Raw genomic sequence first — 23,531 nt, forward strand, 5'->3', positions numbered from 1 at the left:
GCAAATATGCTTATAGGGTTTGTTCAAGTGACGGTACTTGCGACGTGCCGCCACTTGTCTGGATGCGTAAATTAAGAAATAGTTTTTCAATTAATAGCCAAAAGTGAAAATTTCTAATGCTTGGCGGCATGATCGCAAGTTCAATGTTAGTGGAGGTTGCGTTCCTTTCAATTTATACCGAAGACGATTGCTAATGCAGTACAAATTTTATCTAGCTGATCAATGTTTACTAATCCTACTTTCTTAATAATTCTTATTTCTGAAACAGATCTTACCTGAAAACAATCAACTGCAGACATTTTTTGTAGATTATTATTGACATCAGGAGTAAGTTTAACCATCCATGGAACTTCTTCATAATGAGTTTTCCATTCAGTTATTGGAATGATTACTTTTAATGGTAGTTTGTTAAGTTGGTCAATACTTATTATTATACAAGGTCGAGTTTTCTGTATCTCTGCTCCAACAGTCGGATCAAGACTAAGAAGCCAAATTTCCCCTCGTCTCATAGAAATTTTCCAAGTCTAATACAGTAAGATCTATAAGGTTTTGATCGCGCTTATAGTCCTCCAACATTAATAATGTTGCTTTCTCTAATTTCTCATTATCAGAATCTTGAATTGTTTTAATAATTAATTCAATAATCTTTAGTCTCTCTATATTTGAAAGTTTTAAAATGCTTGAAACGATTTCAGTTGTTGACATATTACAAAGGTATAATATTTTAAATATTTTAGTATTATTTTTAAACTTATTGCAAATTTGATGTAATCTCCACTAACGTTGTTTATACCCGCTGAAAAACTTCTTTTCTAAAATCAAAATGTCAGGCTATGCGAAACTAATCATCACCTTTTTGCAAATTTAACCATTTATTTAAATCATTTAATGATTCCGGTAAACCGACTAAACTACCAGACAGATTCAGAAAATAGAAATCAGGGCTTAAGAATCAGTTTGCAAGATGATTGTTATTTAAATTCTTAGTAGTAAAATCCCTATAAATTAATTTAATAAATCATTGGAATTTAAGTTAAAAAATACGAACTTTAAACTTGAGGGACGGTCAGAATAAAATTAAATTTAACCTCCATCTCTGTTTCCTGACCACTTATTTCTAACCACTGAGTGATTCCCCTTCCCTCCCCCTCTTGTCCCCATACTGACCCGGGGTTATTCCCATCATAATGGGTAAAATACCGGCAGACTGGCTATCAAAATTTGGATACTAGCCGCTTCCTGTAAGCTCAGCTTAGAGGGATCCTATTGCTAACTACGGAGAATAGATTCTTTAGCTATACTGAAAGATTGGGGAATTAGAGGATCGTTGATAGGTGATAGTTGGTAGTTGATAGATTGTCCTCACCTAAAATAACTTGACTTTTTTAACTAAATTAAAGAAAGTAATGATGATGTTAGATTTTTTTTATTTGTTGCATTATTTTTCCTAGGTATGTTTTTTTAATGTTCAATGAGCAATTTTCAATGAAAAATCTCATTATTCATTGAGCATTTGTCCGTTGTACTTACATTAATTAGCTTGACATTTTATTAAATTAATTATTGTATTGAAGATAGTTGATTCTACTGGACTTACATCTCAGCATGGCCCAAGTTCCTCTATTCCGCATTTAAAATCGTCAGGTTCGCATTTTAGGCTGCTTTTGATGTTATACACAGGCTCCAAAAAATTGAGGCGTTGCAAGAAAAAACAGTGCATTGCATTAAATTAGCTGGATTGAGGCATTGGTATTCCAAGGTTGCAGCATTCCAACATGGTAGCTTCGCAGAATTGCAGAATTTTTCCTGCCTTGTGTAACATTGGTAACAGATTGCTTATCCTTACTGTTGGATCTTTGTTGGGTAATTAAACAAATCAAACTAGTAAAGATGAAAAAGAACATGGGTTTTATTGATCGTACGATTCGGATTGTAATCGCTGTACTGATTGTTGGCTTATATCTGGGCAATATGATTTCAGGGCTTCTGGCAACAATCTTATTGATCCTTGGAGCTGTATTTTTGATAACCAGCACCATTAGTTTTTGTCCATTGTATTTGCCTTTCGGTTTTTCCACTAGAAAGTCTAATGACAAACTATAATGCAAGCAGGCCATCCCAAACCTTCCGATTTAAAGGAATCGTGACGATTAACAATTATTTAAGTAAAATCTATTCAGGGTGTAACAAATGTTACCGTTTTGACGCGAGATTCGTAGCAATTTTGCATTAGAATTCAAGACTATGATTATTAAACAATTTGAAGATAAGAATTTAGCACATTATTCCTACGCGATCTTGAGTGGACACGAAATGGCCATCATTGATCCATCCAGAGATCCTCAGGATTATTACGATTTTGCAGCACAGCATCAAGCTAAAATTACCGCAGTCATTGAAACCCATCCCCATGCTGATTTTGTAAGCAGTCATTTGGAAATTCAACAACATACCGGTGCAACGATTTATGTGAGCAAACTACTGGGCGCTGAATATGAACATGCGGGCTTTGACGAGGGAGATGCCATCGTATTGGGTAAAATAAGCTTGAAAGCGCTCAATACACCGGGCCATTCACCGGATAGCATCAGCATTGTTGCCTACGATGAACAAGGAAAAGAACACGCACTCTTTTCAGGGGATACTTTGTTTATCGGTGATTGCGGAAGACCTGATTTAAGAGAACAGGCTGGCGCTATTACGGCTGCACGTGAAATCCTTGCCAAACAAATGTACCATTCCTTGCGCACGAAATTGATGGTTTTGCCGGATACGGTATTAATCTATCCCGCACACGGAGCGGGAAGTTTGTGTGGCAAAGAGTTGAGCAAACTGGGTGTCAGCAGTCTGGGTGAAGAAAAATTGACCAATTGGAGCTTGCAGGAACAAAGTGAAGCAAACTTTGTAACTGAATTGCTTTCTGACCAACCTTTTATTCCTAAGTATTTTACCTACGATGTGGCTTTAAACAAAAAAGGAGCCGCTCCGTTTGCCGAATCCATTTCAAACATCCAAATCAAACTTCAGATTTCAGCAGAGGAGTTTATAAAAACATACGATCCGGCAGTTTTAGTAATCGACAGTCGTCCACAAGATCAGTTTAAACAGGCGCATTTAAAAAATGCCTACAACCTGATGAACGATTCAAAATTTGAAACCTGGTTGGGCAGCATTGTATTTCCGGAAGAACCTTTTTATCTAATTGCTTCCAACGAACAGGAATTAAATACGCTGATAGCCCGCATTGCAAAAATCGGATATGAACATCAAATTGCATTGGCCTTCACCCTGGAATCCGGCAATACTAATTTTAAGTTCTTTGATAGCAGCGCCTTACAGAAAAACGAAGATGCTTATACCATCATTGATATTAGAAATCCGGGAGAAGTAAAATCAAAACCAATATTCGAACATGCCATGCACATTCCGCTGTACGAATTAAGAGAACGCACCAATGAAATTCCACTCCACAAACCAATCCTGGTGCATTGTGCTGGTGGCTTTAGAAGTGCGGTTGGAAGCAGCATCATCAGGTCATTAATTCCCGCACAAACGGAAGTCTATGATTTAAGTACCGCAGTTAAAAATTTTCAATCATGAGCTTTATACAAAATCACAAATTAAGCATACTCGGCACTGGATTGGGTGCCTTCGCTGGCTATTTATACTACCATTTTATTGGTTGTGCCAGTGGCAGTTGCATCATCACATCCAGACCAATAAACAGTTCGCTCTATGGAGCTGTGGTAGGTTGGCTATTAATCAGCATGTTTCAAACTAAAAAATCAAATCCATGAATCTATCAAAAATTATATCAGAACAAAAAGCAAGCATTCTCGATGTCCGAACACCGGCTGAATTCAGTGGTGGACATGTTGCAGGATCTATAAATATTCCGCTTCAGGAATTACCTCAACGCATGGCAGAATTGAAAACTCTAAAACAACCCTTAGTAATTTGTTGTGCCTCTGGCATGCGAAGCAGTCAGGCTTGTACCTTCTTAAGTCAATTTGAATTCAACTGCTTAAATGGGGGTTCCTGGATGGATGTCAATTACGCACAATCATTAAATCACAATTAATAAAACAACATGTTAAACGCACTAAAAAAATTATTTAGCAGTGCTCCTCAAACTGCATTTGACAAATTGCATAAAAATGGAGCACAAATTATTGATGTTCGGACACCAGGAGAATTCCAACAAGGACATATCAAAGGATCTGTAAACATTCCCTTACAAGTATTGCCCAATCAAACGAGTAAAATCAAAAAAGGCAAACCAATCATTTTGTGTTGTGCTTCCGGAATGCGTAGTGCATCTGCAAAAAGCATTCTTGTAAGTAAAGGATTTACAGAAGTATATGATGGTGGTGGATGGACGAGTTTACAAAATAAAATCAACTAAGATGGAAGCACATATTTATAATGTAGATATCAACTGGAGTTCAGACAGAAAAGGCGTAATGTGCTCTCCTGAACTAATAAAAAATGCAGCTAGCTGCATTGAAGTGGCCACTCCACCTGAATTTCCCAAAGGAATTCCTGGTATATGGTCACCGGAACATTTATTTACAGCAGCCGTCAGCAGTTGCTTGATGACTACCTTTTTAGCAATAGCCGATAATTCCAAACTTGAATTCAAAAGCTTTAGCTGTAAATCCCAGGGGAAACTAGAACAGATTGATGGAAAATACATCATGAGCGAAATACTACTGGAACCAAAAGTGAGCATTCAAAACGAACAAGATCGCGCAAAAGCAGAACGTATCTTGTTAAAGTCAGAAGCTGCATGTCTGATCTCAAATTCCATTAAATCAAAAATTACCATGAACCCGACGATTGAAGTTGTTTCTTAAATTTAAAAATAAGTAAAATGTTAAAACGGATTCAAAGCGGTTGGACTTTCATACGATTTATCTATCTGCTTTTTGGTGGATACATTGTCGTTCAATCCATCTTAGACCATCAGTGGCTCGGCTTGGCACTGGGTATTTATTTTGCATCGATGGGTTTATTTGGATTTGGTTGTGCTTCCGGCAATTGCTTTGGTGCAATGAGTCAACCGGAAAACAATCGCGATTCAAAAAACCTGATTGAAGAAATTAAATACGAAGAAGTAAAGGGAAAATAAATGTGTAGTTAATGCACCAATTATTTGTGAACACTCATTAATAATAACAAATGAAACAAACATTTTCAGAATTAATAAATAGCGACACGCCTGTATTAGTTGATTTTTCAGCTGAATGGTGCGGCCCTTGCAAAATGATGAAACCCATTTTAGAAGAATTAAAATCCAAAATTGGAGATCAGGCACGAATCCTTAAAATTGATGTGGACAAGAATCCACAAGCGGCCATAACCTATAAAATTCAAGGGGTCCCGACCTTCATTCTCTTCAAAAATGGTCAGGTCAAATGGCGGCAATCGGTGTACTTTCTGCCAATGAATTGGCAAAGGTCATTCAGTCCAATTAAGCTAAAAACACGTGTAGCTTTATGGGTCTACATCTATCTGAATTCGCAGGCTAGACATGCCTGCTTTTGATTTAAGTTCCTGAATTTTCAATAGGATTTCCTTTTTAATTGTTGTGATCTGTTTAGACTCCTTTTCTATTTTAATTAATAACTCGCGTACGAAGTAACCTTTAATTTTAGATAAATTTGGTTCGGCCGGACCCAAAATCCGCTTTCCATACAAGACTTTAAGTTGCTTGCAAAAAACATCAATCGCATCTTCTAACACCGGCAATCGAGTGTGTAAAAATTGAATTTTTATCAAACGCACATACGGCGGATAATGAAACTTTTTTCGTTCAAACAATTCTTGAGTATAAAAACTTTGCAAATCATGATTCACCACAAAATGAATTACGGGATGAAAAATCTGAAAACCCTGGATTAAAACCTGGCCTTTTTCTTTCCTTCGTCCTGCCCTACCTCCCACTTGTGTAAGTAGTTGAAACGCACGTTCCTGTGCTCGAAAATCCGGATAAAACAACATTTGATCTACCTGAACCACTGCAACTAAATTCACCCCATCAAAATCGAGGCCCTTGGTTACCATTTGCGTTCCTACAAGTATATCCACTTCACGATCTTGAAATTCTTCAATGATCTTTTGTTGCATTTTACGGGTGCGTGCAATATCCAGATCCAATCGCTTGATGATATGATCAGGAAAATTTGTTTGCAATTCTTCCTCTATTTTTTCTGTTCCAAAGCCAAGTATTTTTAGAGTTGCCTGTCCACAATCCGGACAACGTACTGGAATGGGTTTAAAATTTCCACAGATATGACATTTTAATTTCTCTTGTTGTTTATGCAGAGTCATTCGTACATCGCACCGCTCGCAACTTGCTTCCCAATTGCAGTTGGCGCATTGCAACAAAGGACTGTAGCCTCTTCGGTTTCTAAATAAAATGACTTGTTTTTTCTGATCTAAGTTGAGTTGAATTTCTTTTAGTAATTGTTCAGAAAACAAGCCTTTCATTCTGCCAAATTGTTGGGCTTCTTTTAAAGAAATTGTAGTCACGTCAGGCAGTTCACTTTCTCCAAATCGTTGATCTAAAAAAGTATAACCATATTTATTTTGCTTTGCATTGTAATAGGACTCAATGGAAGGGGTCGCTGAACCTAAAAGCACTTTAGCATTAAATAATTTTGCCAGAATTATGGCAGAATCCCGTGCTTGATATCTTGGTGCCGAATCGTTTTGCTTGTAGGATGCATCATGTTCTTCATCGACAATGATCAATCCCAATCGATCAAATGGTAAAAAGATGGAAGACCTTGCACCAATAAAAACCTGTGTATGTTTCATGGCTGCATTCCAAACCGCAAATTTTGTTTTTAAACCTAAATCAGAATGATATTCCAACAGCTGTTCTCCAAAATAATACTTTAATCGACTCACCAATTGGGTCGTCAATGCAATTTCTGGGACCAGGTACAAAACTTGTAATCCTTTATCGAGATATTCCTGAATTAACTTTATATAGATCATGGTTTTTCCGCTTCCGGTTACGCCATGTAATAAGCAGGTTTGATGTTTGATCCAATGTGCTTTAATTTCTAATTGACAATTGTTTTGATTTTCACTCAGTTCCAGTGGAACAAATGCTTGATCCTGGTTTGGATACACATATTTTTCCAAAACACATTCTTCGTATAAACCTTTCTTGATCAAAGCGTCGGTCACGCTTTTATCTGTGGCACTGATTCGTTGCAATTCCACTCGCTTGATCCAATCGTAATTCTTTTTAATTTGCAAATAATTCAAAAACGAACGGGATTGTCGTTCCGATTTCTGAATCTGATTGAGCAGCTCATTTAATAAATTCTGATCTTCCTTTAATTGATTTGGAATGCGAATCCATGAAATGGTTGGGATCTCAGATTTGTCTTCCAATTTTTCCCGCGCAGCAATCCAACGTCGATCCACCATGCTGTTGATCAATTTTAAAATGGACTGCTTCTGAATAATTTGTTGAACTTCTGAAATACTCAACTCATTTCGCACATCCAGCGCTTCCAGGATCAAGTATTCATCATCTTCCAGGAATTCTGGATAGTCTGATTCCTCTATTAATTTATATATCCGGGTTTCTGAAGCTAATTTAAATAAGGAAGGCAGAGCAGCTGTCATCAGTTCTCCTAGACTGCACACATAATATGTACTTAACCATTCCCAGAATTCCAATTGTTTTGAACGTACGATAGGCTCCTGATCTATAATTGCTATGATTGATTTTGTTTTATTCCAAGCTGGAGTATCATGAATTACTTTTACCAATGCTGCATAGTGTTTTTTCTTGCCAAATTCAACTTCAACACGACAGCCTACTTTTAAGTCAGGCACTAGCTCCTCCGGTATGGCATAAGTAAACGTACCTGCTACGGAAAGCGGAAAAATGAGTTCAGCGTATCTTTTAATTGGTGATTGGTTAAACATTTATTCTTACTTCTTAAACGCAAAATAAACGGCACCAACTAAAAAACAAGCGCTGATCAGATGATTCCATTGAAAACGTTCTTGTTTGAAAAAGATAAATGCAAACACAAAAAAAACAACCAAGGTAATTGCTTCTTGAAGTACTTTGAGCTGGACCAAACTGAAAGGTCCATAATTTCCGGTATAACCGTATCGATTTGCAGGAACCTGAATGCAATATTCAAAAAATGCGATTCCCCAACTCAACAAAATGATCTGGACTAATCCAAAAGATTGCGCCCAGGGAAATTCTTTAATTTTCAAATGCCCATACCAGGCAATGGTCATAAACACATTTGCTACAATTAACAGAAGGATGGTAGAAAAAACTTTCAAATTAGGGTTTTTGCAAATATATCAAACTGCTTACAATTAATCTCTTTGGCCATAGTTCAAATTAAGAATATCGTTTCAAGCTCAATAAAATTCTTAAATTTGTAAGAATCCGTCACAAATGATTAAAAGCTTTCTTTTGATTAGTTACTTTCTGGCAATTGCCATGCCTGGCTTTTCCCAATTTGCTCCCGAGGATTGTGCAAATGGCCTGGATGACGATTTAGATGGATTTATTGATCTCAACGATCCAGATTGTAAATGCAAAGGAATTAAAGACACTCTGTTTGTTCCATCTTCTTTGATCCCCAATCCTTCTTTTGAAGAGTATAATTGCTGCCCAACGGGATTGATGCAATTGAATTGTTCCAAAAACTGGATTCAGGCTTCAGCTGCTACATCAGACTATTTTCATACTTGCGGTTTTTCACAAGATCCAATGCGGGGCAGTCCACCTCAACCATTGCCGGCAGGGAATGGATATGTTGGTTTTTTGGATTTGATGAATCATCCTTTACGCAACTCCACTTACAAAGAATATGTCGGAGCTTGTCTAAATAATATCATGCAGGCAGGGAAAGAGTACACACTCAGTTTTTGGATTGGTTTTGGGAATCCTGGAAATTCTTATGGGCCAAGGGCCATAACGACTTTAGGAATTTTTGGCACAACAAAATGTGCGAACCTGCCTTTTGGAGGAGCGAATGGGTGGCTTTGCCCAACAAATTATCCAAACTGGTTTCAACTTACGACCGTAACAGCCAGCGGAACCCGTAAATGGGTCAAAGTGAAGTTAAAGCTTAAACCAAACCAAAACATAGAGGCATTAGTTGTTGGACCTGGTTGTACCCGGGCAGATGGATTATATTATTTTTTTATTGATGAGTTACTATTAGAAGAAACAACAAAATTTGATTCACTTCAATTGGCCATCACAGGCAATCCTTGTGCAGATACCATCCACTTAGCATCGCCTAAAAGTTTGGTTACCCAAATTAAATACCAATGGTATAAAGATGGAATAGCACTTGTAGGTGCAAATGATCCAAATTTTATCATTCCTCCCGGTCAACAAGGTCGTTATGTTTTAAGAGCTTCTGATGGAAATGACTGTGAATTAAGCAATAGTTATTTATATAAAATTGATACGTTTAATACCGACCTTAAAAGACAAATTTGTTTTGGAGATCACATTCAGGTCGGAACTAATTTCTTCGATAGTTCTGGCACTTATCAGGTTCAATTAAAAACCAATAAAGGCTGCGACAGTTTGGTAAATCTGGAATTGACTGTAATCAAACCAAAAACATTTACCATTGATTCCGCAATATGCAAAGGCGATAAAATCAGAATCAACAATCAGGACTATGATTCCAACGGAACCTATCCGATTCATACACAAACGTCCTATGGTTGTGATAGTTTGACAACCTTAAATTTACAAGTCATTGACCCAATTCAAAGTAATTTGGACATTGCCATTTGCGAAGGCAACTATTATTTATTTGAAAAAGACACAATTAGAAATGCGGGCAGCTATTCAAAAATACTGTCCTCCGCTATCGGATGTGATAGCACGGTCAAAATACAGGTAAGCGTTTTTAAAAAAAGTTCAATTATACTGGACACTGCGATTTGCGATGGCCAAAATCTTGCAGTAGGAAATCAAGTTCTTGATCAAGCAGGCAGCTATCCGTTTAACTTATTATCCAGCCATGGTTGTGATAGTACTTTAATTCTTAATCTTGGAATCAATCCAGTTTACAATCGATTGATTGATACTAGTTTTTGTGGTGGTAATTCACTGCAAATAGGAAATCAGGTATTTAATCAAACGGGAACTTATTCAATAAATTTAATCAGTAAAGCAGGTTGTGATAGCAATTTTCAAATAAGATTGAATGTGTTACCAAGTCTTATCAATGCATTGGACACCTTTATTTGTGAAGGGGAAACATTTGTGTTTCAAGGACAGGCCTATAACAAAACTGGTTTTTATGAAAAACGATTTACAAATCAATTTGGATGTGATAGCAGCTTCCAATTAAACTTATCAGTTCGGACGAAAGCAGATAGTTACATAGATACCTTCTTTTGCCAAAACAGTTTAATTCGAATTGGAAAATCCGACTACAATCAGCCTGGTGATTTCATTCAAAATTATTTTAATAACAATCAATGCGATAGCATCATCCACATACACTTGACAGAACGTCCAAGCTATGCAAATAAAATTGATACGGCTCTGTGTTTTGGCTCTAGTTTCAACTTTGATCAAAAAATATTAACCCAAAGCGGCAATTACCAGTTTAACTATAAAACAGCTGCAGGTTGTGACAGCAGTTATTCCATCCAATTAAACATACTCAATCAAAATATACATCAAATAGACACGACCATTTGCTTTAATTCCAGCATTCAAATTAATTCACATCTTATAAATAGAGATACCAGTTTTGAAAATATATTGACTGCAACAAGTGGTTGTGACAGCATTTTAAAAGTTAGCATCCATCTAACTACACCAGCAGTTCTAATGATTGATAAAACTCCTGTCAAATGCTATGGAGATGCAAATGGCCAAATAAATGTTTCAGCATCAGGAAATCATGACCCTTATACCTATTCTTGGTCTGATATTAACAATCAGCCCAATCGCACACAATTAAAGTCAGGAATTTATAATTTAACCGTTACGGATAATGCCGGATGTCAAATTACAGAATCTGTAGAAATAGAAACGCCACCAGTTCTTGAATTGGATTACATCGGCAAAGATGCTACCTGCCTTGAAACAGAATACGGCAATTTGTTTATTACAAAACTAAGCGGTGGTACTCCACCCTATCAATTATCGGTTGATAGACAAATCAAATTGTTTAAAGATAATTACGAACAAATTCTTATCGGAAATCATATCCTTGAATTACAGGATTCCAATGGTTGTAGACTCCTATACAATTTTACCATTGATCCACCTATAATCGGTCTGGTGGATCTCAATCCAGATTCATTGTCGGTTATATTAGGGGATTCTGTTTATTTGGAATTACACACATTGGATATCGATTCCATTGCACGTATTGAATGGTCTGGTCCGGGTTTAATTAGTTGCAAAACATGTTTAAAAACTTCCGTTTTTATCAATACTTCGGGCGGTTGGTTTCGTGTAAAAATAACGGATGTGAATGGATGCATCTATGAAGAAAGTATCTGGATCAGCAGTAAACAGATTTATAATGTACCCAATGTCTTTTCTCCTAACGGTGACAACATCAATGATTACTTTAATATTTTTACCGATAGGAGCATAGAAAACATTGAATTGCTACAGATATTTGATCGATGGGGTGACTTAGTATACAAATCAAGGAATTTTAAACCGAATGGGATTGATGGTGCATGGAATGGAGAAGTTAATGGACAAAAAGCACTCCCTGGAGTGTATGTTTATCTTTTCTTATTCAGTGATAAAACCGGAAAACATTTTAAGGCAAGCGGTAACATAACGTTGTTGAGATAATTTTCAACCAGGAAAGTTGGTTTTAGGAAATTTTATCCTGCACATATTAAATCCTATCGAAAATAATTATCGTATTAAACTGACGTCCCCAAATAAGGTCTTATCAGAATTTCCATTTGTAAGTTTGATATAATAAACAAATACTCCCGGATTCAATTTTTGTGAATTTGCCGTTCCATCCCACCCTTTATGATCTATGATGGTGGTATTTTGTTCATAATACAATTGATTGCCCCAACGATCGTAAATTGCAAAATCTGAAATATTCCAATTGGGATCAACACTTATGACTTTAAAAAAATCGTTGATGTTGTCTCCATTGGGTGAAAAGCTGTTTGGCACCCACACCCTATCATCAAGCTGTACCTTCACTAGCAATCTTATAACAATCTGACAGCCATTTGCATCGGTAAGTTCAATCTCATAATCTTGATCAGCAGATAATACGATTTGAGGATTCAAACAATCAGAACAACTTAATCCGGTGGATGGAATCCATTTTATAACAGTCGGTGTAAAATTAGGAAGCAGATTTATTTGTGCCTGTTGACCAGGACTAATAAAGATACTTGGGTTATAACTAACCTGGAGATCTAAAAAGCTAAGATTTACAGTAAGCAAAGAGTCACAGCCAGTTTGTGAAACAAAGCGTTGTTCGCCAAAAGGATTGCTCTTGTTATAAATAATTCCATTAAGACTCAATGATTCTTCCGGGCACAATGTATCCTTTATTTGTGTCTTTACACTCGGAATTAAAGTCAATTGAATGTTTACAATGCTGTCACATCCACTGCTTGCACCGCCTAGTAAGGTATCGATTCCAGTCAAACGATTTTTATCGTAATTCGTACCATTAATAGTTAGGGAAGCATCTTCACAAATTGCTTGATTGAAATTTCCATTTGCAATTTTTTTAATTTGCAACTGAATCGTCACGATACTGTCACAAGCACCGCTTGCCATTCCGACCAAAGTATCCTTGCCACTTAAATTAAACCGATCGTATACTTTTCCATTGATGGTGATCTTATCATTCTCACAAATGGTAGCATTAAAATTTGAATTTACAGATTTCTTAAAGCTCAAAGCAACCTCCACAATACTATCACAACCTTGAAATGATGCATTCTTAAGAACTTCAGTTCCACTTGGATTTAATACATTATAAACGGTTCCATTTATGCTTAGTTCCTGGTTCTCGCACAAACTTGCTGCGAAATTAGATTTTGCTTCTGGATAAAACCGGATTTGAATATCACGAATGCTGTCACAACCATTGAATGCTGAAGCTTTAATCGTATCAATTAAAATTGGATTGTTTTTATCAAACACCAGATTTCCGATTCGAATCGTATCGCTATTGCAAACTTGATTTTTATAAGTAAACCGGCTTGCCTGGAAATAATTTAGCTGAATCCTAACCAGGCTGTCACAACCACTAACTGAAGCTCCTTTTAATGTATCGACTCCATTTGGATTTGATTCTGTATATAATTTACCATGAATGGTTATAGACTCCCCTGCGCATAAATTAGTCGAATAAAAGGATTGAGCTAATTGATGGAATTGTAAAGCTACTGTAATAGTACTGTCGCAACCACTTATTTTACTTGCCCCTTTTAATATTTCTGTTCCTGTAGGTCGATTGATATCGTACCGATTCCCATTAACAGTTAAAAAATCATTTGCACACATCAAAGGTTTTAGGATGGTATCCGTTTTGGGATAAAATAGAACAACTACTTTCACAGTACTATCACAACCATTTGCGGCAGCTCCCGGAAAGTATTCTGTTCCAGATAATTTAGTTGTGCCGTAAAATGTATTGTTAATTTTAACACTGTCGCCTCTGCAAATTGTTATGTCACCAAATGGATTGTAGGATGCATATTTTATAGTAATCGTAAAACTGGTCTCATCAGGACAGTAAGATGCGATGGAATCAAAAACAAATAGCCTTATGCTACGGTAAATGGTATCGCCTGGATTGTATTGAATTCCCAATCCATGAGAATTTGTAAAATAGGCTGCATTGCTCGAAATATTTTTTCCAGAAATAATTGGCAAAACAAAGAGGTCACACACCGTAACGTCAGAAGGTTTGGAAATTGAAATTCCATTCTGCACTTGCAGATTGATTTGGCTAATATCTTTTGGACAACTGATGCCGTCTCCAATTTCATAATCTATCCGAAAATTACCAGGGCCCGATTTGCTTGCATCCCAAACAGCGTTTTGCAATGCGCCTGTGCCATTAAAATCTTTAAATAAACCACCAGCATCTGCATTTCTTAATGCAGAATTTAAATCATACAACTCATTTTCACAAATCAGGATCGTTGTATCCAATCCGGCATTCACTTTTTGAACTACATGGACTGTTATTATAGATGAATCGGCAGGACAAAATGCATTGCCGGGTACAGAATATTTGAACCGGAACGTTTGCCCATTTAATCCCGAAGAGTTAAATAGAGATAGATTCAACGTACCTGAATTGTCGATATCAACAAAGATTCCTCCAGGGTCTGCCTGCACCAAATATTGTGTTAAATCAACGATACTCCCTTCACAAATTGAAATAGCATTAGGGCTTCCGGCGGTCAATCCTTTGATTACATCGATACGAAAACTATCCTGAGCTAAGCAGACATTAAGTTCATCATACAGATAAATCCAGGATGAATTGTAAATGGTATCGCCTGGATTTAGTTTTACTCCTTGTTTGTTTGCATTTGAATAATACGATGCATTGGCAGATAAATTGATGCCTGTAAAGTTTTGCAAAACAAATTGATTGCAAACTATGGTATCGTTCATATGCTTAAAAAAGGTGAAGGATTTGCTTTTAAAAAAATGGGTACTGGAAAACTGGAGCAATTTCCATCCATGCTTTGTGCATAAATGGTGTCGCTAAAACTATAATAAGGTGATGTGATTGGCTTAGTAAATAAACTGTCCTCTGCAAAATTAACCGGCAAATTGCTAGCACCGTTGATTAAATTTTTTAATGCATTCAGATCAAATAAAGCCCGATTGCTTTGATCAGCGCACAGCTCTAATTTAACAGTAGTTGAAACCGGTCTTTTTACTGTATTCAAATATACGCTTATTGGAAAAGAGCTACAGGAATCCTTATACAAAAAAGCATATATTGTATCATTGCCTGTTACCAGAACAGGTGGTGTAATAGAAACTTGTTTTAAACTATCGTCAAACCACTTAATTTTGATACTGGTATCAGATTGCGTTAATAGTTTAGAAAGTTGTATTAAATCAAATAACGCATTGCCATTACCATCATCACACATTTTTTCTGTAACAATTCCTTGTACGTTAATCGAACTAATTCTTAAAAATACAGGGGCAAGATCAGAAGAACATGCCGCACTGGAAACCACAGCGTATAAAGTATCCGATCCAGAATGAAATGGTGAGTTAACTAATATGGTTAGCGCAGAATCTGCATAAAATTTAACGGTTACACCAGTTTGACCATTAATAATTTTAGCAAGTGTTAAATTCAAATCAAAGTCTGCTTTTCCATCAGCTCCCGGACAGGCACTTAAATTACTGGAATCGGCTGTTGGTTTTGGAACTACAGTAAGTGTAATCGCAACCGGCTTTGATGTGCATTTGCCATCAGAAATCACTGCATAAATTACAGCATTTGAAGAGGTATAAGGACTGGAAATGGGTATGTTTAAACCAATGTCTTCAAAAAAAGAAACCTTAGATGAGACATTCCCATTTTTTATAAATTTCTCAAGCAATGTTAAGTCAAAAGTTGCAAAACCACTGCCATCATCGCATTGTTGATCTGAGGTAGCTCGTGCTATTGGCAAAACAATCACTTTTAATGTGATTGGAACTAAATTGAGCTACAGCTTCCATCAATTATTTTAGCATAAATTGTAGCATTTCCAGATAAGTACGGTGAATTGATACGCATGGTTCCTGCCATATCTTTAAAATATTGCACTACACCGTTTGAACCTCCTAAAACATCTGTATCTGCATCTTCCAAATTGAATAGTGCCTGACCACCAGATGTTTCACATGCTTCCAGACTTGCAGAATTTGCTTTAGGACATTTTATATTGATACTGATTCGCTCTGTAAATTCTTCCATGCAACAAATTGGATCTGGTTTTGGATTTAGTATTCCGACAATTTCATATACTTTATCACACCAGGATGCAGGAATGGTAAAATCAAATGGACTTACTGTGCTTACTGCGGGAATGTAATTTGGTTGACTTAAGGATGGCGTGGCACATCCATTGTTTGAAATGCTTCCTTCTGCCCAAAAATCTCCATTTCCAGTTAATGAACCGGGCACATCATACATTGCATTGGTTGAACAGGCACATCCTGTTATGGTCATTACCTGAGTACGATTCCCAACAGACGCATCAAAGTTTGAAAATGCTCCAATGGTACGGTCACAATTACTGGCTGATACAAATATTTTGCATGCCAATCCACAAGCAGATGTACAATCATATATCGTAGATGCATTGGCACTGGTAAATACAATCCAAATGGAATTTGGGGGTAAATCAAAATTTCCGCCTACCGCGGTGGCAGAGCAACCACTTACCAACGAAGGATTCCCATTGACGATTCCACAGCCTCCCGGACCGATATCTGCATTTTGAGCACCTCCTGAATTATTTTGAGTGGCAAAATCAAAATTAAAATCACCGGTATTAAATCCACTACCGGTCCACATTACTAAAAATTCATTCTTGGCTTCTGTTCCACAGGCATCAATCATAAAACCCAATAAAACAGGGCATTGCCTACACTTGGGATTTGAAGTTGTAATGTTCACACTTCCAATTTTAACTCCTTGTCCGGCATATGGATTAAATCCAGCATTTACATCCGCATAGTAATCAATTTTACCATTGTGGGGCAGGTCATTCCCTTTAAGAGTTATGTTGAGTTTACCACCAGAGCACAATTCGCAGGAAGGAATGCAATTTGGAGTGGTTTTCGTTTCAGTGATATCGGGACATTGGGCATTAACAGCCAAACTGCAAAGCATAGCAAGCAGCACACCGTGTAATCTCAGACTGGCTTTATTCATTGTTGTAGGCTACAAAGATAGGTGTAGAGACAGCTATTTACTAAGATTTTATGAGTGAAAGCCTTGTTCAAAGAATAGAATTCATGAGCAGTCAATAGCCTTAGAAAAATAATTTAGAACCAGCAGCACAATATTGAATTTGGATTCAACAGGAATCAAGAGGATTTCAAAAGAAAATACTACAGTAATTTGGCCATTTGCTTGTTAATTTTTATCAAAACACCATGATATTGAAGGGATTGAAGTCAAAAAGCCTTGCCACTGCTTTATATTAGCTAAAATTGCAATGTATCTTTACCTTTTCAATTCAAGTCATGCAGCCATTAAGCGAACAGGAAATTATCCGAAGAAATTCATTATCAGCCTTAGAAGAAATGGGTATCAATCCATACCCACCAGAAGCTTTTGAAGTAAATGTCTATTCTACTGATATTAAAGCTCATTTTGAAAACAATCCAGAAGCCTATAAAGATGTAAGCCTTGCCGGCCGTTTGATGATGGTTCGGGATATGGGTAAAGCTTGTTTTGCAGAAATCCAGGATAGTAAAGGAAAAATTCAAATTTATGTAAAGCGCGATGAGATTTGTCCTGGTGAAGACAAAACGCTTTATGATTTAGTTTTCAAAAAATATATGGATATCGGAGACATCATTGGGTTAAAAGGCTATGTCTTTAAAACCAAGATGGGAGAAATCAGTATCCATGTTTCTCATTTACAAATGCTCAGTAAATCATTGCATCCCCTGCCAGTCGTAAAAACCGATGCAGATGGTCAAACACATGATGCATTTACTGATCCAGAACAACGTTACAGACATCGTTATGTAGATTTAATTGTAAATCCACAACACCGGGAAATATTTGTCAAACGAAGTCAGTTAATTCATGAAATGCGGATGTATTTCAATGAACAAAACTGGCTTGAAGTAGAAACACCTGTTCTGCAAGGAATGCATGGCGGAGCAGCTGCAAGACCTTTTAAAACCCATCACAATGCCCTGGACATTCCTTTGTTTTTGCGAATTGCAAATGAGTTGTATTTAAAAAGACTCATCGTAGGTGGATTTGATGGTGTTTATGAATTTGGGAAAATGTTTCGAAACGAAGGCATGGATCGTACCCACAATCCTGAATTCACTTCTATGGAAATTTATGTAGCCTATAAGGATTACATCTGGATGATGGAAATGGTTGAAACCATGTTGGAACGCGTTATCACTAAAATTAACGGAGGACCGAAAGTTCAGGTAGGTTTGAATGAAATTAATTTCACTAAACCATTTCGCAGATTAAGCATGTTTGATGCAATTAAAGAATATACAAATTTTGATGTAGAAGGTAAATCAGAAGATGAATTAAAGGCCTTTTGCAGATCTAAAAATATTGAGATTGATGCCAGTATGGGGGTTGGTAAATTAATAGATGAAATTTTTGGAGGCTTGGTTGAAAAGCATTTGATCCAACCAACTTATATAACGGATTACCCGATAGAAATGACCCCCTTGGCAAAGAAGCATCGAAGCAAAGCTGGCTTGGTAGAACGATTCGAGCTCTATGTAAATTCCAAAGAAATTGCAAATGCCTATACTGAATTAAATGATCCCATTGATCAGCGTCAGCGATTTGAAGATCAGCTTAAACTAGCAGCACGGGGTGATGATGAAGCCATGCTAATGGACGAAGATTTTTTACTATCCCTTGAGTATGGAATGCCGCCAACTTCTGGATTGGGAATAGGCATTGACCGATTAACCATGCTTTTAACAGGACAGGAAGCAATCCAGGAGGTTTTATTGTTTCCACAAATGAAACCCATTGGTAAATAATAAAAAGTGATTTAAAATTTATTATTACAATTTGTGCCACAAAAAAAGGCCGCCTTTTGGGCAGCCTTAATAATTTAGCTGTATTAGTTGACTATGGGTTCGGAATAACAAGCACTTGTCCAGGCTGAATTAAGTCTGGATTTTTCAATTGATCCGTATTGGCTCTAAAGATTTTATTATAAGCACTCGCATCTTTATAATAATGCTTGGCTATTTTACTCAGAGATTCGCCTGATTTAACAGTATGCTTGGTATAGTATTCGGTATTGGCAACGCTGACATCTGCAATAATATCACTTGGATTGGTGCCTCCAATTTCCTTTATTTTATCCCAAAGTTGATCTTTTTCGTACTGTGTTTGGGCTGTACCCCATACTTTAAGCACTCCTGCTTCTTCTACTACATTACCGCTCTGGATTCCTAATTCCTCACCGAGGTTTAAAACTTCGCGGTATTTGTCTTGTAAACTCATATTAAAATTGATTTATAGTTAAAAAATTATAGACAATCAATAAATACAATAAAAATAAGCCCTATAAGGTTCCCAAAACAGTGAATAAATTGCAGGAAAGTTATATTTGCAACTCGAATTGGGGATGTAGCTCAGTTGGCTAGAGCACTTGCATGGCATGCAAGGGGTCAGGGGTTCGAGTCCCCTTATCTCCACCCTACATTTTAAAAATTCCATTATTTATTTTATTATAAAGTTGGCTAGTGCATGGCGCCAAAAGCGCCAGGGTCAGGGGTTCTCCCGCTTTCATCGGGACATGGACTCCCCTTATCTCCACCCTACATTTTAAAAATTCCATTATTTATTTTATTATAAAGTTGGCTAGTGCATGGCGCCAAAAGCGCCAGGGTCAGGGTTCTCCCGCTTTCATCGGGACATGGACTCCCCTTATCTCCACCCTACATTTTAAAAATTCCATTATTTATTTTATTATAAAGTTGGCTAGTGCATGGCGCCAAAAGCGCCAGGGTCAGGGGTTCTCCCGCTTTCATCGGGACTAAAGCAAGTCCTAAAAACCCCTTATACTTCGTTATACAAATTTTTTAAAACTTCATTTACACCAGTAAAATCAGGTTTTAAAAATTTGCAAGGAATTGTCAGTTAGAAACCCAATGTGATTGGGGTTCTTGATAATTCTTTCAACGAATTAGAGCTTGAAACCAGTTAACTATTAAAGAATAGTCTACGAAGGATTAAGAAATGATGGCTTACAAAAAAATCCGAAGACAAAGACTTGTAAATTGAAATATGCTTTAATTATCAGTCTTATTTAAAGCAAGAACCATTTTCAATTTTAGGTTTACTCCTATTTGCAAAACATCGACTAGATCTTGAACAGGCATGCCTTGATCAATTCGGATTACGCAGGTAAGGTCCGGTGCTTTTGCCATATATGTTTTGAGGGTAGATTGAATTTGATTGTATGCAATCTCCTTGTTTTCAATATAATATCGTTTATCCGGCGTAACTGAAATGGAGACAGGTTTTGTAGTCGTTTGCTCTGTAGCCTTTGAAGAAGGCAGCATCAATTTTATGACATTTGGATTTGCCAGGGTTGAGACAATCAAGAAAAATAACAACAAGAAAAACATGATGTCATTCAAAGACTCCACACTCAACTCTGCTGTTTCCCTCCTTCTTCCACGAATATTCATACCTTATTGGGATTTATATTATTTAACTGGAGCATGTAGAATATCCATAAATTCAATGGACCGTTTTTCAAGTTTATTTACTAACTCATCCAACATCATGGTCAAAAAATAATATCCTAGAAAAGCGATGATACCTACCAACAATCCACCTGCAGATGTCAACATCTTTTGATATAAACCACCTGAAATACATACTATGGAAAGATTGTCTGTTAGAGAAATATCATTAAATATTTTGATTACCCCCATAATGGTACCTAAGAACCCAAACATTGGTGCAATACGAGCTATTAATGAAAGGTAGGTTACTTTTTTCTCAAGTCTGAATGTTTCAACGCGACCCACATTTTCAATTGCTGATTCAATTTCTGGCATGGGACGCCCTAAACGGGAAAGCCCTTTTTCAACCATTCTGGCTAAAGGAGTCTCGCTATTGGCACAAATTGTTTGTATGGTTTGAATATTACCACTTCCAATATTGCCTCTTAAGTTTTGCATTACCCGTTCGTCTTCTCGGGCCAGGGATTTAAATGTTAGGTAGCGCTCTACAAAAACATACATCGCAATAAAAGAAAGCAAGACCTGGATTGAAATAATTCCTACCCCCAACGGACCGCTTGATAAAATAATGTCAATTATACTCTGTTTGGCAATTGTTTCAGCGCCGGTTTCAGCGGCTTTTGCCACCATCATAATACTTGTTAGAAACATAACTTACTGTCTTATCTTATTAATCGTAAAAACCCTTAAGAATCGTATAAAAATTAAATATATTATCGTTTTTCCTCAAGTTCGGGCACAAATGTACGTTTTTTATATATAATTTTGAAATAATGTGTTCCATAAGATTGGCATCCAAATTATTTCTGGAAAGGACATTATCGTTACTTCACGAACTTCACACATTTTTTTACATGAACTGTTTCATAAGTTTAACCAGTATTACAACGAGTCTTTTGGGATAGGTCTAATAGATCAAAGAATCCTTTATATTTAAGCCAAATTAAATGCAATGAAATATAAGCTGAGCTTATTGGATGCCATCCTCATCGTGAGCGGATCAATGATAGGGTCCGGGATATTTAGGGTGAGTGCAGACATGGCACGTACCGTTGGCGGACCTGGTTGGTTGCTTATGATTTGGATCCTGGCAGGAATCATTACGATTCTTGGAGCCTTGAGCTTGGGTGAGTTGGCTTCTATGTTTCCAAAAGCTGGCGGACCATATGTATTTCTAAAAGAAGCCTTTAATCCCTTGACCGGTTTTCTATACGGCTGGACTGTTTTTCTTGTTGTGCAATGCGGAACCATTGCTGCAGTCGCCGTTGCATTTGCATCCTATTTTGGTGAATTAGTTCCCATTTTTAATGAGGATCATGTAATTCTTGATTTAAATTTCTTCAGCATTAAGTCTACCCAAGTCCTGGGAATTGCAGTGATTGGATTGCTTACATTTCTAAATAGCCGAGGACTAGAATACGGAAAATTCATTTTACGCTTGTTTACATTCGCTAAACTTCTTGCCTTATTTGGATTAATTATGCTTGGAATTTTTGTTTTTGGAAATTGGGAAGTTTGGCAATCAAATTGGGATCAATTTTGGTCATTAAATCCATCCTATGTAATGACAGATGGCAATTATACCCTCACCAGTTTAGGAGGAATGACTTTGGTTTCAGCTATTGGTGTTGCCTTGGTAGGTTCTTTGTTTTCTTGTGATGCTTGGAATAATGTGACATTTATAGCCGGCGAGATGGAATCTCCAGAAAAAAATCTACCAAAAAGTTTGTTTTGGGGTGTATTGATTGTGGTCACGCTTTATGTATTTGCAAATTTAGCCTATTTGTTTTTATTACCATTTTATGGAAGCCCAGATGGCACAGATGCGTATTCAAGAGGGATTCAATTCGCTGCAGACAACCGCGTTGGTACTGCCGCTGCATCCCTTATGTTTGGCCAAACCGCTACCATTATTATGGCAATTTTAATTATGGTTTCAACCTTTGGTTGCAACAACAGCATCATTTTTTCAAGTGCACGTGTTTACCAAGCGATGGCTCTGGATGGACTGTTTTTCAAGAAAATGAGAAACAATAATAAATATGGCGTTCCTGGCAATGCATTATGGATCCAATTTGCATGGGCATCTGTATTATGCCTCTCAGGAAAATATGGCAACCTGTTAGATTATGTAATGTTTGCTGTGATGTTTTTTGCCATTATTGCGATCGTTGGCTTATTTAAACTACGGAAGGAACGTCCTGAATTGAATCGGCCTTATAAAGCTTGGGGGTATCCCTTTGTACCTGCTTTGTACATTATTCTGGCTGGTTTGTTTTGTATAAATTTATTAATTGAAAAACCAATGTATTCATTTCCTGGATTAATCATTGTTGCCTTAGGAATCCCAGTTTATTTTTATTGGAGTAAAACAGCTAAAACTATTTAATAGGAATAAACATTCTTGCTTTATCAAATTTAACGGTTTTGGAATTTAAAAAAGCTCATGTAGATGATCTTGAAATGTTGTGTACGATATCCGTACAAACATTTCGAGATGCTTTTTATGATCTAAATAATCCTGTAGATATAACGCAGTATATGGAAAGGGCTTTTTCGCCCATGCAACTTAAATATGAATTAGAACTCTCTCAATCTGAATTTGTGTTCCTATTACATAGAAATGAACCAATCGCATATTATAAAACCAATTTAAGTCCAAAGCAAACAGATATTAACGATCCAAATTCAATTGAAATCGAACGCATTTACGTTTGCAAAGAACATCAAAATAAACAATATGGCCTCCTGATGTTAAACCATATTTGCAATCAGGCTCTTCAAAATCCAACCATACGATATATATGGTTAGGCGTTTGGGATCAAAACAAATCAGCCATCCGTTTTTATGAACGATTTGGATTTAAACTATTTAGCTCCCATCCATTTCTAATGGGAACTGATCCGCAAACAGATTTATTGATGCGATATAATTTGTAGTCTGATTCACTAAATGGAATTATTAAAATCTTCAATAAGGCAAATCAGCTCGTTAAAGAATTCGTGTTCAAAAAATATAGAACAATTCGCATGAAGC

At 36.7% G+C, this 23,531-nt stretch carries 21 protein-coding genes, 1 tRNA gene and 1 pseudogene; 13 read left to right on the forward strand and 10 right to left on the reverse strand.

Features of this window, described 5'->3' with window-relative positions; all coding sequences use genetic code 11:
• Positions 1 to 167: 167 nt before the first annotated feature.
• Both IPK91_03730 and IPK91_03735 read right to left on the reverse strand, forming a co-directional pair.
• Positions 168 to 509, reverse strand: coding sequence for a type II toxin-antitoxin system PemK/MazF family toxin (locus tag IPK91_03730; protein MBK8296388.1), 342 nt, complete (start codon positions 507 to 509; stop codon positions 168 to 170).
• Complete coding sequence (locus IPK91_03735) at positions 481 to 705, reverse strand: hypothetical protein (GenBank protein ID MBK8296389.1); 225 nt, start codon at positions 703 to 705, stop codon at positions 481 to 483. Before IPK91_03735 ends, IPK91_03730 begins: the two co-directional genes overlap by 29 nt.
• 1,185 nt (positions 706 to 1,890) lie before the next feature.
• Between IPK91_03735 and IPK91_03740 the strand changes: the two genes are divergently transcribed.
• From IPK91_03740 to trxA, 8 genes and pseudogenes are all read left to right on the forward strand, one after another.
• On the forward strand, positions 1,891 to 2,103 hold the full coding sequence (locus tag IPK91_03740) for a DUF2892 domain-containing protein (GenBank protein ID MBK8296390.1): 213 nt from the start codon (positions 1,891 to 1,893) through the stop codon (positions 2,101 to 2,103).
• Positions 2,104 to 2,244: 141 nt separating this feature from the next.
• Positions 2,245 to 3,600, forward strand: coding sequence for an MBL fold metallo-hydrolase (locus IPK91_03745; GenBank protein MBK8296391.1), 1,356 nt, complete (start codon positions 2,245 to 2,247; stop codon positions 3,598 to 3,600).
• Positions 3,594 to 3,797: a hypothetical protein gene (locus IPK91_03750; GenBank protein MBK8296392.1), complete on the forward strand. Its 204-nt coding sequence runs from the start codon at positions 3,594 to 3,596 to the stop codon at positions 3,795 to 3,797. The genes IPK91_03745 and IPK91_03750 overlap by 7 nt, the downstream gene beginning before the upstream one ends.
• Positions 3,794 to 4,081, forward strand: coding sequence for a rhodanese-like domain-containing protein (locus IPK91_03755; protein ID MBK8296393.1), 288 nt, complete (start codon positions 3,794 to 3,796; stop codon positions 4,079 to 4,081). The genes IPK91_03750 and IPK91_03755 overlap by 4 nt, the downstream gene beginning before the upstream one ends.
• A gap of 9 nt (positions 4,082 to 4,090) precedes the next feature.
• Positions 4,091 to 4,405 carry a rhodanese-like domain-containing protein gene (locus tag IPK91_03760; GenBank protein MBK8296394.1) on the forward strand — a complete coding sequence of 105 codons (315 nt, stop codon included), beginning with the start codon at positions 4,091 to 4,093 and terminating at the stop codon, positions 4,403 to 4,405.
• Between the two features lies 1 nt (position 4,406).
• A complete protein-coding gene (locus tag IPK91_03765; GenBank protein ID MBK8296395.1) occupies positions 4,407 to 4,856 on the forward strand; it encodes an OsmC family protein in 450 nt (149 codons plus the stop codon).
• 17 nt (positions 4,857 to 4,873) lie between these two features.
• On the forward strand, positions 4,874 to 5,131 hold the full coding sequence (locus tag IPK91_03770) for a hypothetical protein (GenBank protein MBK8296396.1): 258 nt from the start codon (positions 4,874 to 4,876) through the stop codon (positions 5,129 to 5,131).
• A gap of 50 nt (positions 5,132 to 5,181) precedes the next feature.
• A pseudogene (gene trxA, locus IPK91_03775) lies at positions 5,182 to 5,477 on the forward strand (thioredoxin).
• Between the two features lie 19 nt (positions 5,478 to 5,496).
• Here the strand turns inward: trxA and priA are convergent.
• Complete coding sequence (priA, locus tag IPK91_03780; protein ID MBK8296397.1) at positions 5,497 to 7,953, reverse strand: primosomal protein N'; 2,457 nt, start codon at positions 7,951 to 7,953, stop codon at positions 5,497 to 5,499.
• Between the two features lie 6 nt (positions 7,954 to 7,959).
• Positions 7,960 to 8,328: a DMT family protein gene (locus IPK91_03785; GenBank protein ID MBK8296398.1), complete on the reverse strand. Its 369-nt coding sequence runs from the start codon at positions 8,326 to 8,328 to the stop codon at positions 7,960 to 7,962.
• A gap of 136 nt (positions 8,329 to 8,464) precedes the next feature.
• Between IPK91_03785 and IPK91_03790 the strand changes: the two genes are divergently transcribed.
• Complete coding sequence (locus tag IPK91_03790) at positions 8,465 to 11,848, forward strand: gliding motility-associated C-terminal domain-containing protein (GenBank protein ID MBK8296399.1); 3,384 nt, start codon at positions 8,465 to 8,467, stop codon at positions 11,846 to 11,848.
• Between the two features lie 66 nt (positions 11,849 to 11,914).
• Here the strand turns inward: IPK91_03790 and IPK91_03795 are convergent, their stop codons facing one another.
• Genes IPK91_03795 through IPK91_03805 form a run of 3 tightly spaced genes read right to left on the reverse strand, consistent with a single transcriptional unit; the run spans position 11,915 to position 16,943 of the window.
• Positions 11,915 to 14,668 (reverse strand): gliding motility-associated C-terminal domain-containing protein, encoded by a 2,754-nt coding sequence (locus IPK91_03795; protein ID MBK8296400.1) that lies wholly within the window; start codon positions 14,666 to 14,668, stop codon positions 11,915 to 11,917.
• Positions 14,665 to 15,693, reverse strand: coding sequence for a hypothetical protein (locus IPK91_03800; GenBank protein ID MBK8296401.1), 1,029 nt, complete (start codon positions 15,691 to 15,693; stop codon positions 14,665 to 14,667). The genes IPK91_03795 and IPK91_03800 overlap by 4 nt, the downstream gene beginning before the upstream one ends.
• Before the next feature lie 26 nt (positions 15,694 to 15,719).
• A complete protein-coding gene (locus IPK91_03805) occupies positions 15,720 to 16,943 on the reverse strand; it encodes a hypothetical protein (protein MBK8296402.1) in 1,224 nt (407 codons plus the stop codon).
• A 314-nt stretch (positions 16,944 to 17,257) separates the two neighbouring features.
• On the opposite strand from IPK91_03805, the gene lysS reads away from it, so the two are divergent.
• Positions 17,258 to 18,769 carry a lysine--tRNA ligase gene (gene lysS / locus IPK91_03810; GenBank protein ID MBK8296403.1) on the forward strand — a complete coding sequence of 504 codons (1,512 nt, stop codon included), beginning with the start codon at positions 17,258 to 17,260 and terminating at the stop codon, positions 18,767 to 18,769.
• A gap of 91 nt (positions 18,770 to 18,860) precedes the next feature.
• On the opposite strand, the gene IPK91_03815 is transcribed toward lysS, so the two are convergent.
• Positions 18,861 to 19,241, reverse strand: coding sequence for a LysM peptidoglycan-binding domain-containing protein (locus tag IPK91_03815; GenBank protein MBK8296404.1), 381 nt, complete (start codon positions 19,239 to 19,241; stop codon positions 18,861 to 18,863).
• A 120-nt stretch (positions 19,242 to 19,361) separates the two neighbouring features.
• On the opposite strand from IPK91_03815, the gene IPK91_03820 reads away from it, so the two are divergent.
• Positions 19,362 to 19,435 (forward strand) — tRNA-Ala (locus IPK91_03820).
• Positions 19,436 to 20,032: 597 nt separating this feature from the next.
• Here IPK91_03820 and IPK91_03825 read toward each other — a convergent pair.
• The gene (locus IPK91_03825) at positions 20,033 to 20,434 is read right to left on the reverse strand and encodes a biopolymer transporter ExbD (protein MBK8296405.1); all 402 of its coding nucleotides are present in this window, start codon (positions 20,432 to 20,434) and stop codon (positions 20,033 to 20,035) included.
• 18 nt (positions 20,435 to 20,452) lie between these two features.
• Positions 20,453 to 21,145: a MotA/TolQ/ExbB proton channel family protein gene (locus IPK91_03830; GenBank protein MBK8296406.1), complete on the reverse strand. Its 693-nt coding sequence runs from the start codon at positions 21,143 to 21,145 to the stop codon at positions 20,453 to 20,455.
• Positions 21,146 to 21,446: 301 nt separating this feature from the next.
• On the opposite strand from IPK91_03830, the gene IPK91_03835 reads away from it, so the two are divergent.
• Both IPK91_03835 and IPK91_03840 read left to right on the forward strand, forming a co-directional pair.
• A complete protein-coding gene (locus IPK91_03835) occupies positions 21,447 to 22,883 on the forward strand; it encodes an amino acid permease (protein MBK8296407.1) in 1,437 nt (478 codons plus the stop codon).
• 38 nt (positions 22,884 to 22,921) lie between these two features.
• Positions 22,922 to 23,434: a GNAT family N-acetyltransferase gene (locus IPK91_03840; GenBank protein MBK8296408.1), complete on the forward strand. Its 513-nt coding sequence runs from the start codon at positions 22,922 to 22,924 to the stop codon at positions 23,432 to 23,434.
• Positions 23,435 to 23,531 lie beyond the last annotated feature (97 nt).

This window comes from Saprospiraceae bacterium (genome assembly GCA_016712145.1).
In the GTDB taxonomy this organism is placed as follows: Bacteria; Bacteroidota; Bacteroidia; order Chitinophagales; family Saprospiraceae; genus Vicinibacter.

Coding starts and splice junctions, on each gene's coding strand:
- IPK91_03730 (MBK8296388.1), bottom strand. CDS start 509: ATGAGACGAGGGGAAATTTGGCTTCTTAGTCTTGATCCGACTGTTGGA.
- IPK91_03735 (MBK8296389.1), bottom strand. CDS start 705: ATGTCAACAACTGAAATCGTTTCAAGCATTTTAAAACTTTCAAATATA.
- IPK91_03740 (MBK8296390.1), top strand. CDS start 1,891: ATGAAAAAGAACATGGGTTTTATTGATCGTACGATTCGGATTGTAATC.
- IPK91_03745 (MBK8296391.1), top strand. CDS start 2,245: ATGATTATTAAACAATTTGAAGATAAGAATTTAGCACATTATTCCTAC.
- IPK91_03755 (MBK8296393.1), top strand. CDS start 3,794: ATGAATCTATCAAAAATTATATCAGAACAAAAAGCAAGCATTCTCGAT.
- IPK91_03760 (MBK8296394.1), top strand. CDS start 4,091: ATGTTAAACGCACTAAAAAAATTATTTAGCAGTGCTCCTCAAACTGCA.
- IPK91_03765 (MBK8296395.1), top strand. CDS start 4,407: ATGGAAGCACATATTTATAATGTAGATATCAACTGGAGTTCAGACAGA.
- IPK91_03770 (MBK8296396.1), top strand. CDS start 4,874: ATGTTAAAACGGATTCAAAGCGGTTGGACTTTCATACGATTTATCTAT.
- priA (MBK8296397.1), bottom strand. CDS start 7,953: ATGTTTAACCAATCACCAATTAAAAGATACGCTGAACTCATTTTTCCG.
- IPK91_03795 (MBK8296400.1), bottom strand. CDS start 14,668: ATGAACGATACCATAGTTTGCAATCAATTTGTTTTGCAAAACTTTACA.
- IPK91_03805 (MBK8296402.1), bottom strand. CDS start 16,943: ATGAATAAAGCCAGTCTGAGATTACACGGTGTGCTGCTTGCTATGCTT.
- lysS (MBK8296403.1), top strand. CDS start 17,258: ATGCAGCCATTAAGCGAACAGGAAATTATCCGAAGAAATTCATTATCA.
- IPK91_03815 (MBK8296404.1), bottom strand. CDS start 19,241: ATGAGTTTACAAGACAAATACCGCGAAGTTTTAAACCTCGGTGAGGAA.
- IPK91_03825 (MBK8296405.1), bottom strand. CDS start 20,434: ATGAATATTCGTGGAAGAAGGAGGGAAACAGCAGAGTTGAGTGTGGAG.
- IPK91_03830 (MBK8296406.1), bottom strand. CDS start 21,145: ATGTTTCTAACAAGTATTATGATGGTGGCAAAAGCCGCTGAAACCGGC.
- IPK91_03835 (MBK8296407.1), top strand. CDS start 21,447: ATGAAATATAAGCTGAGCTTATTGGATGCCATCCTCATCGTGAGCGGA.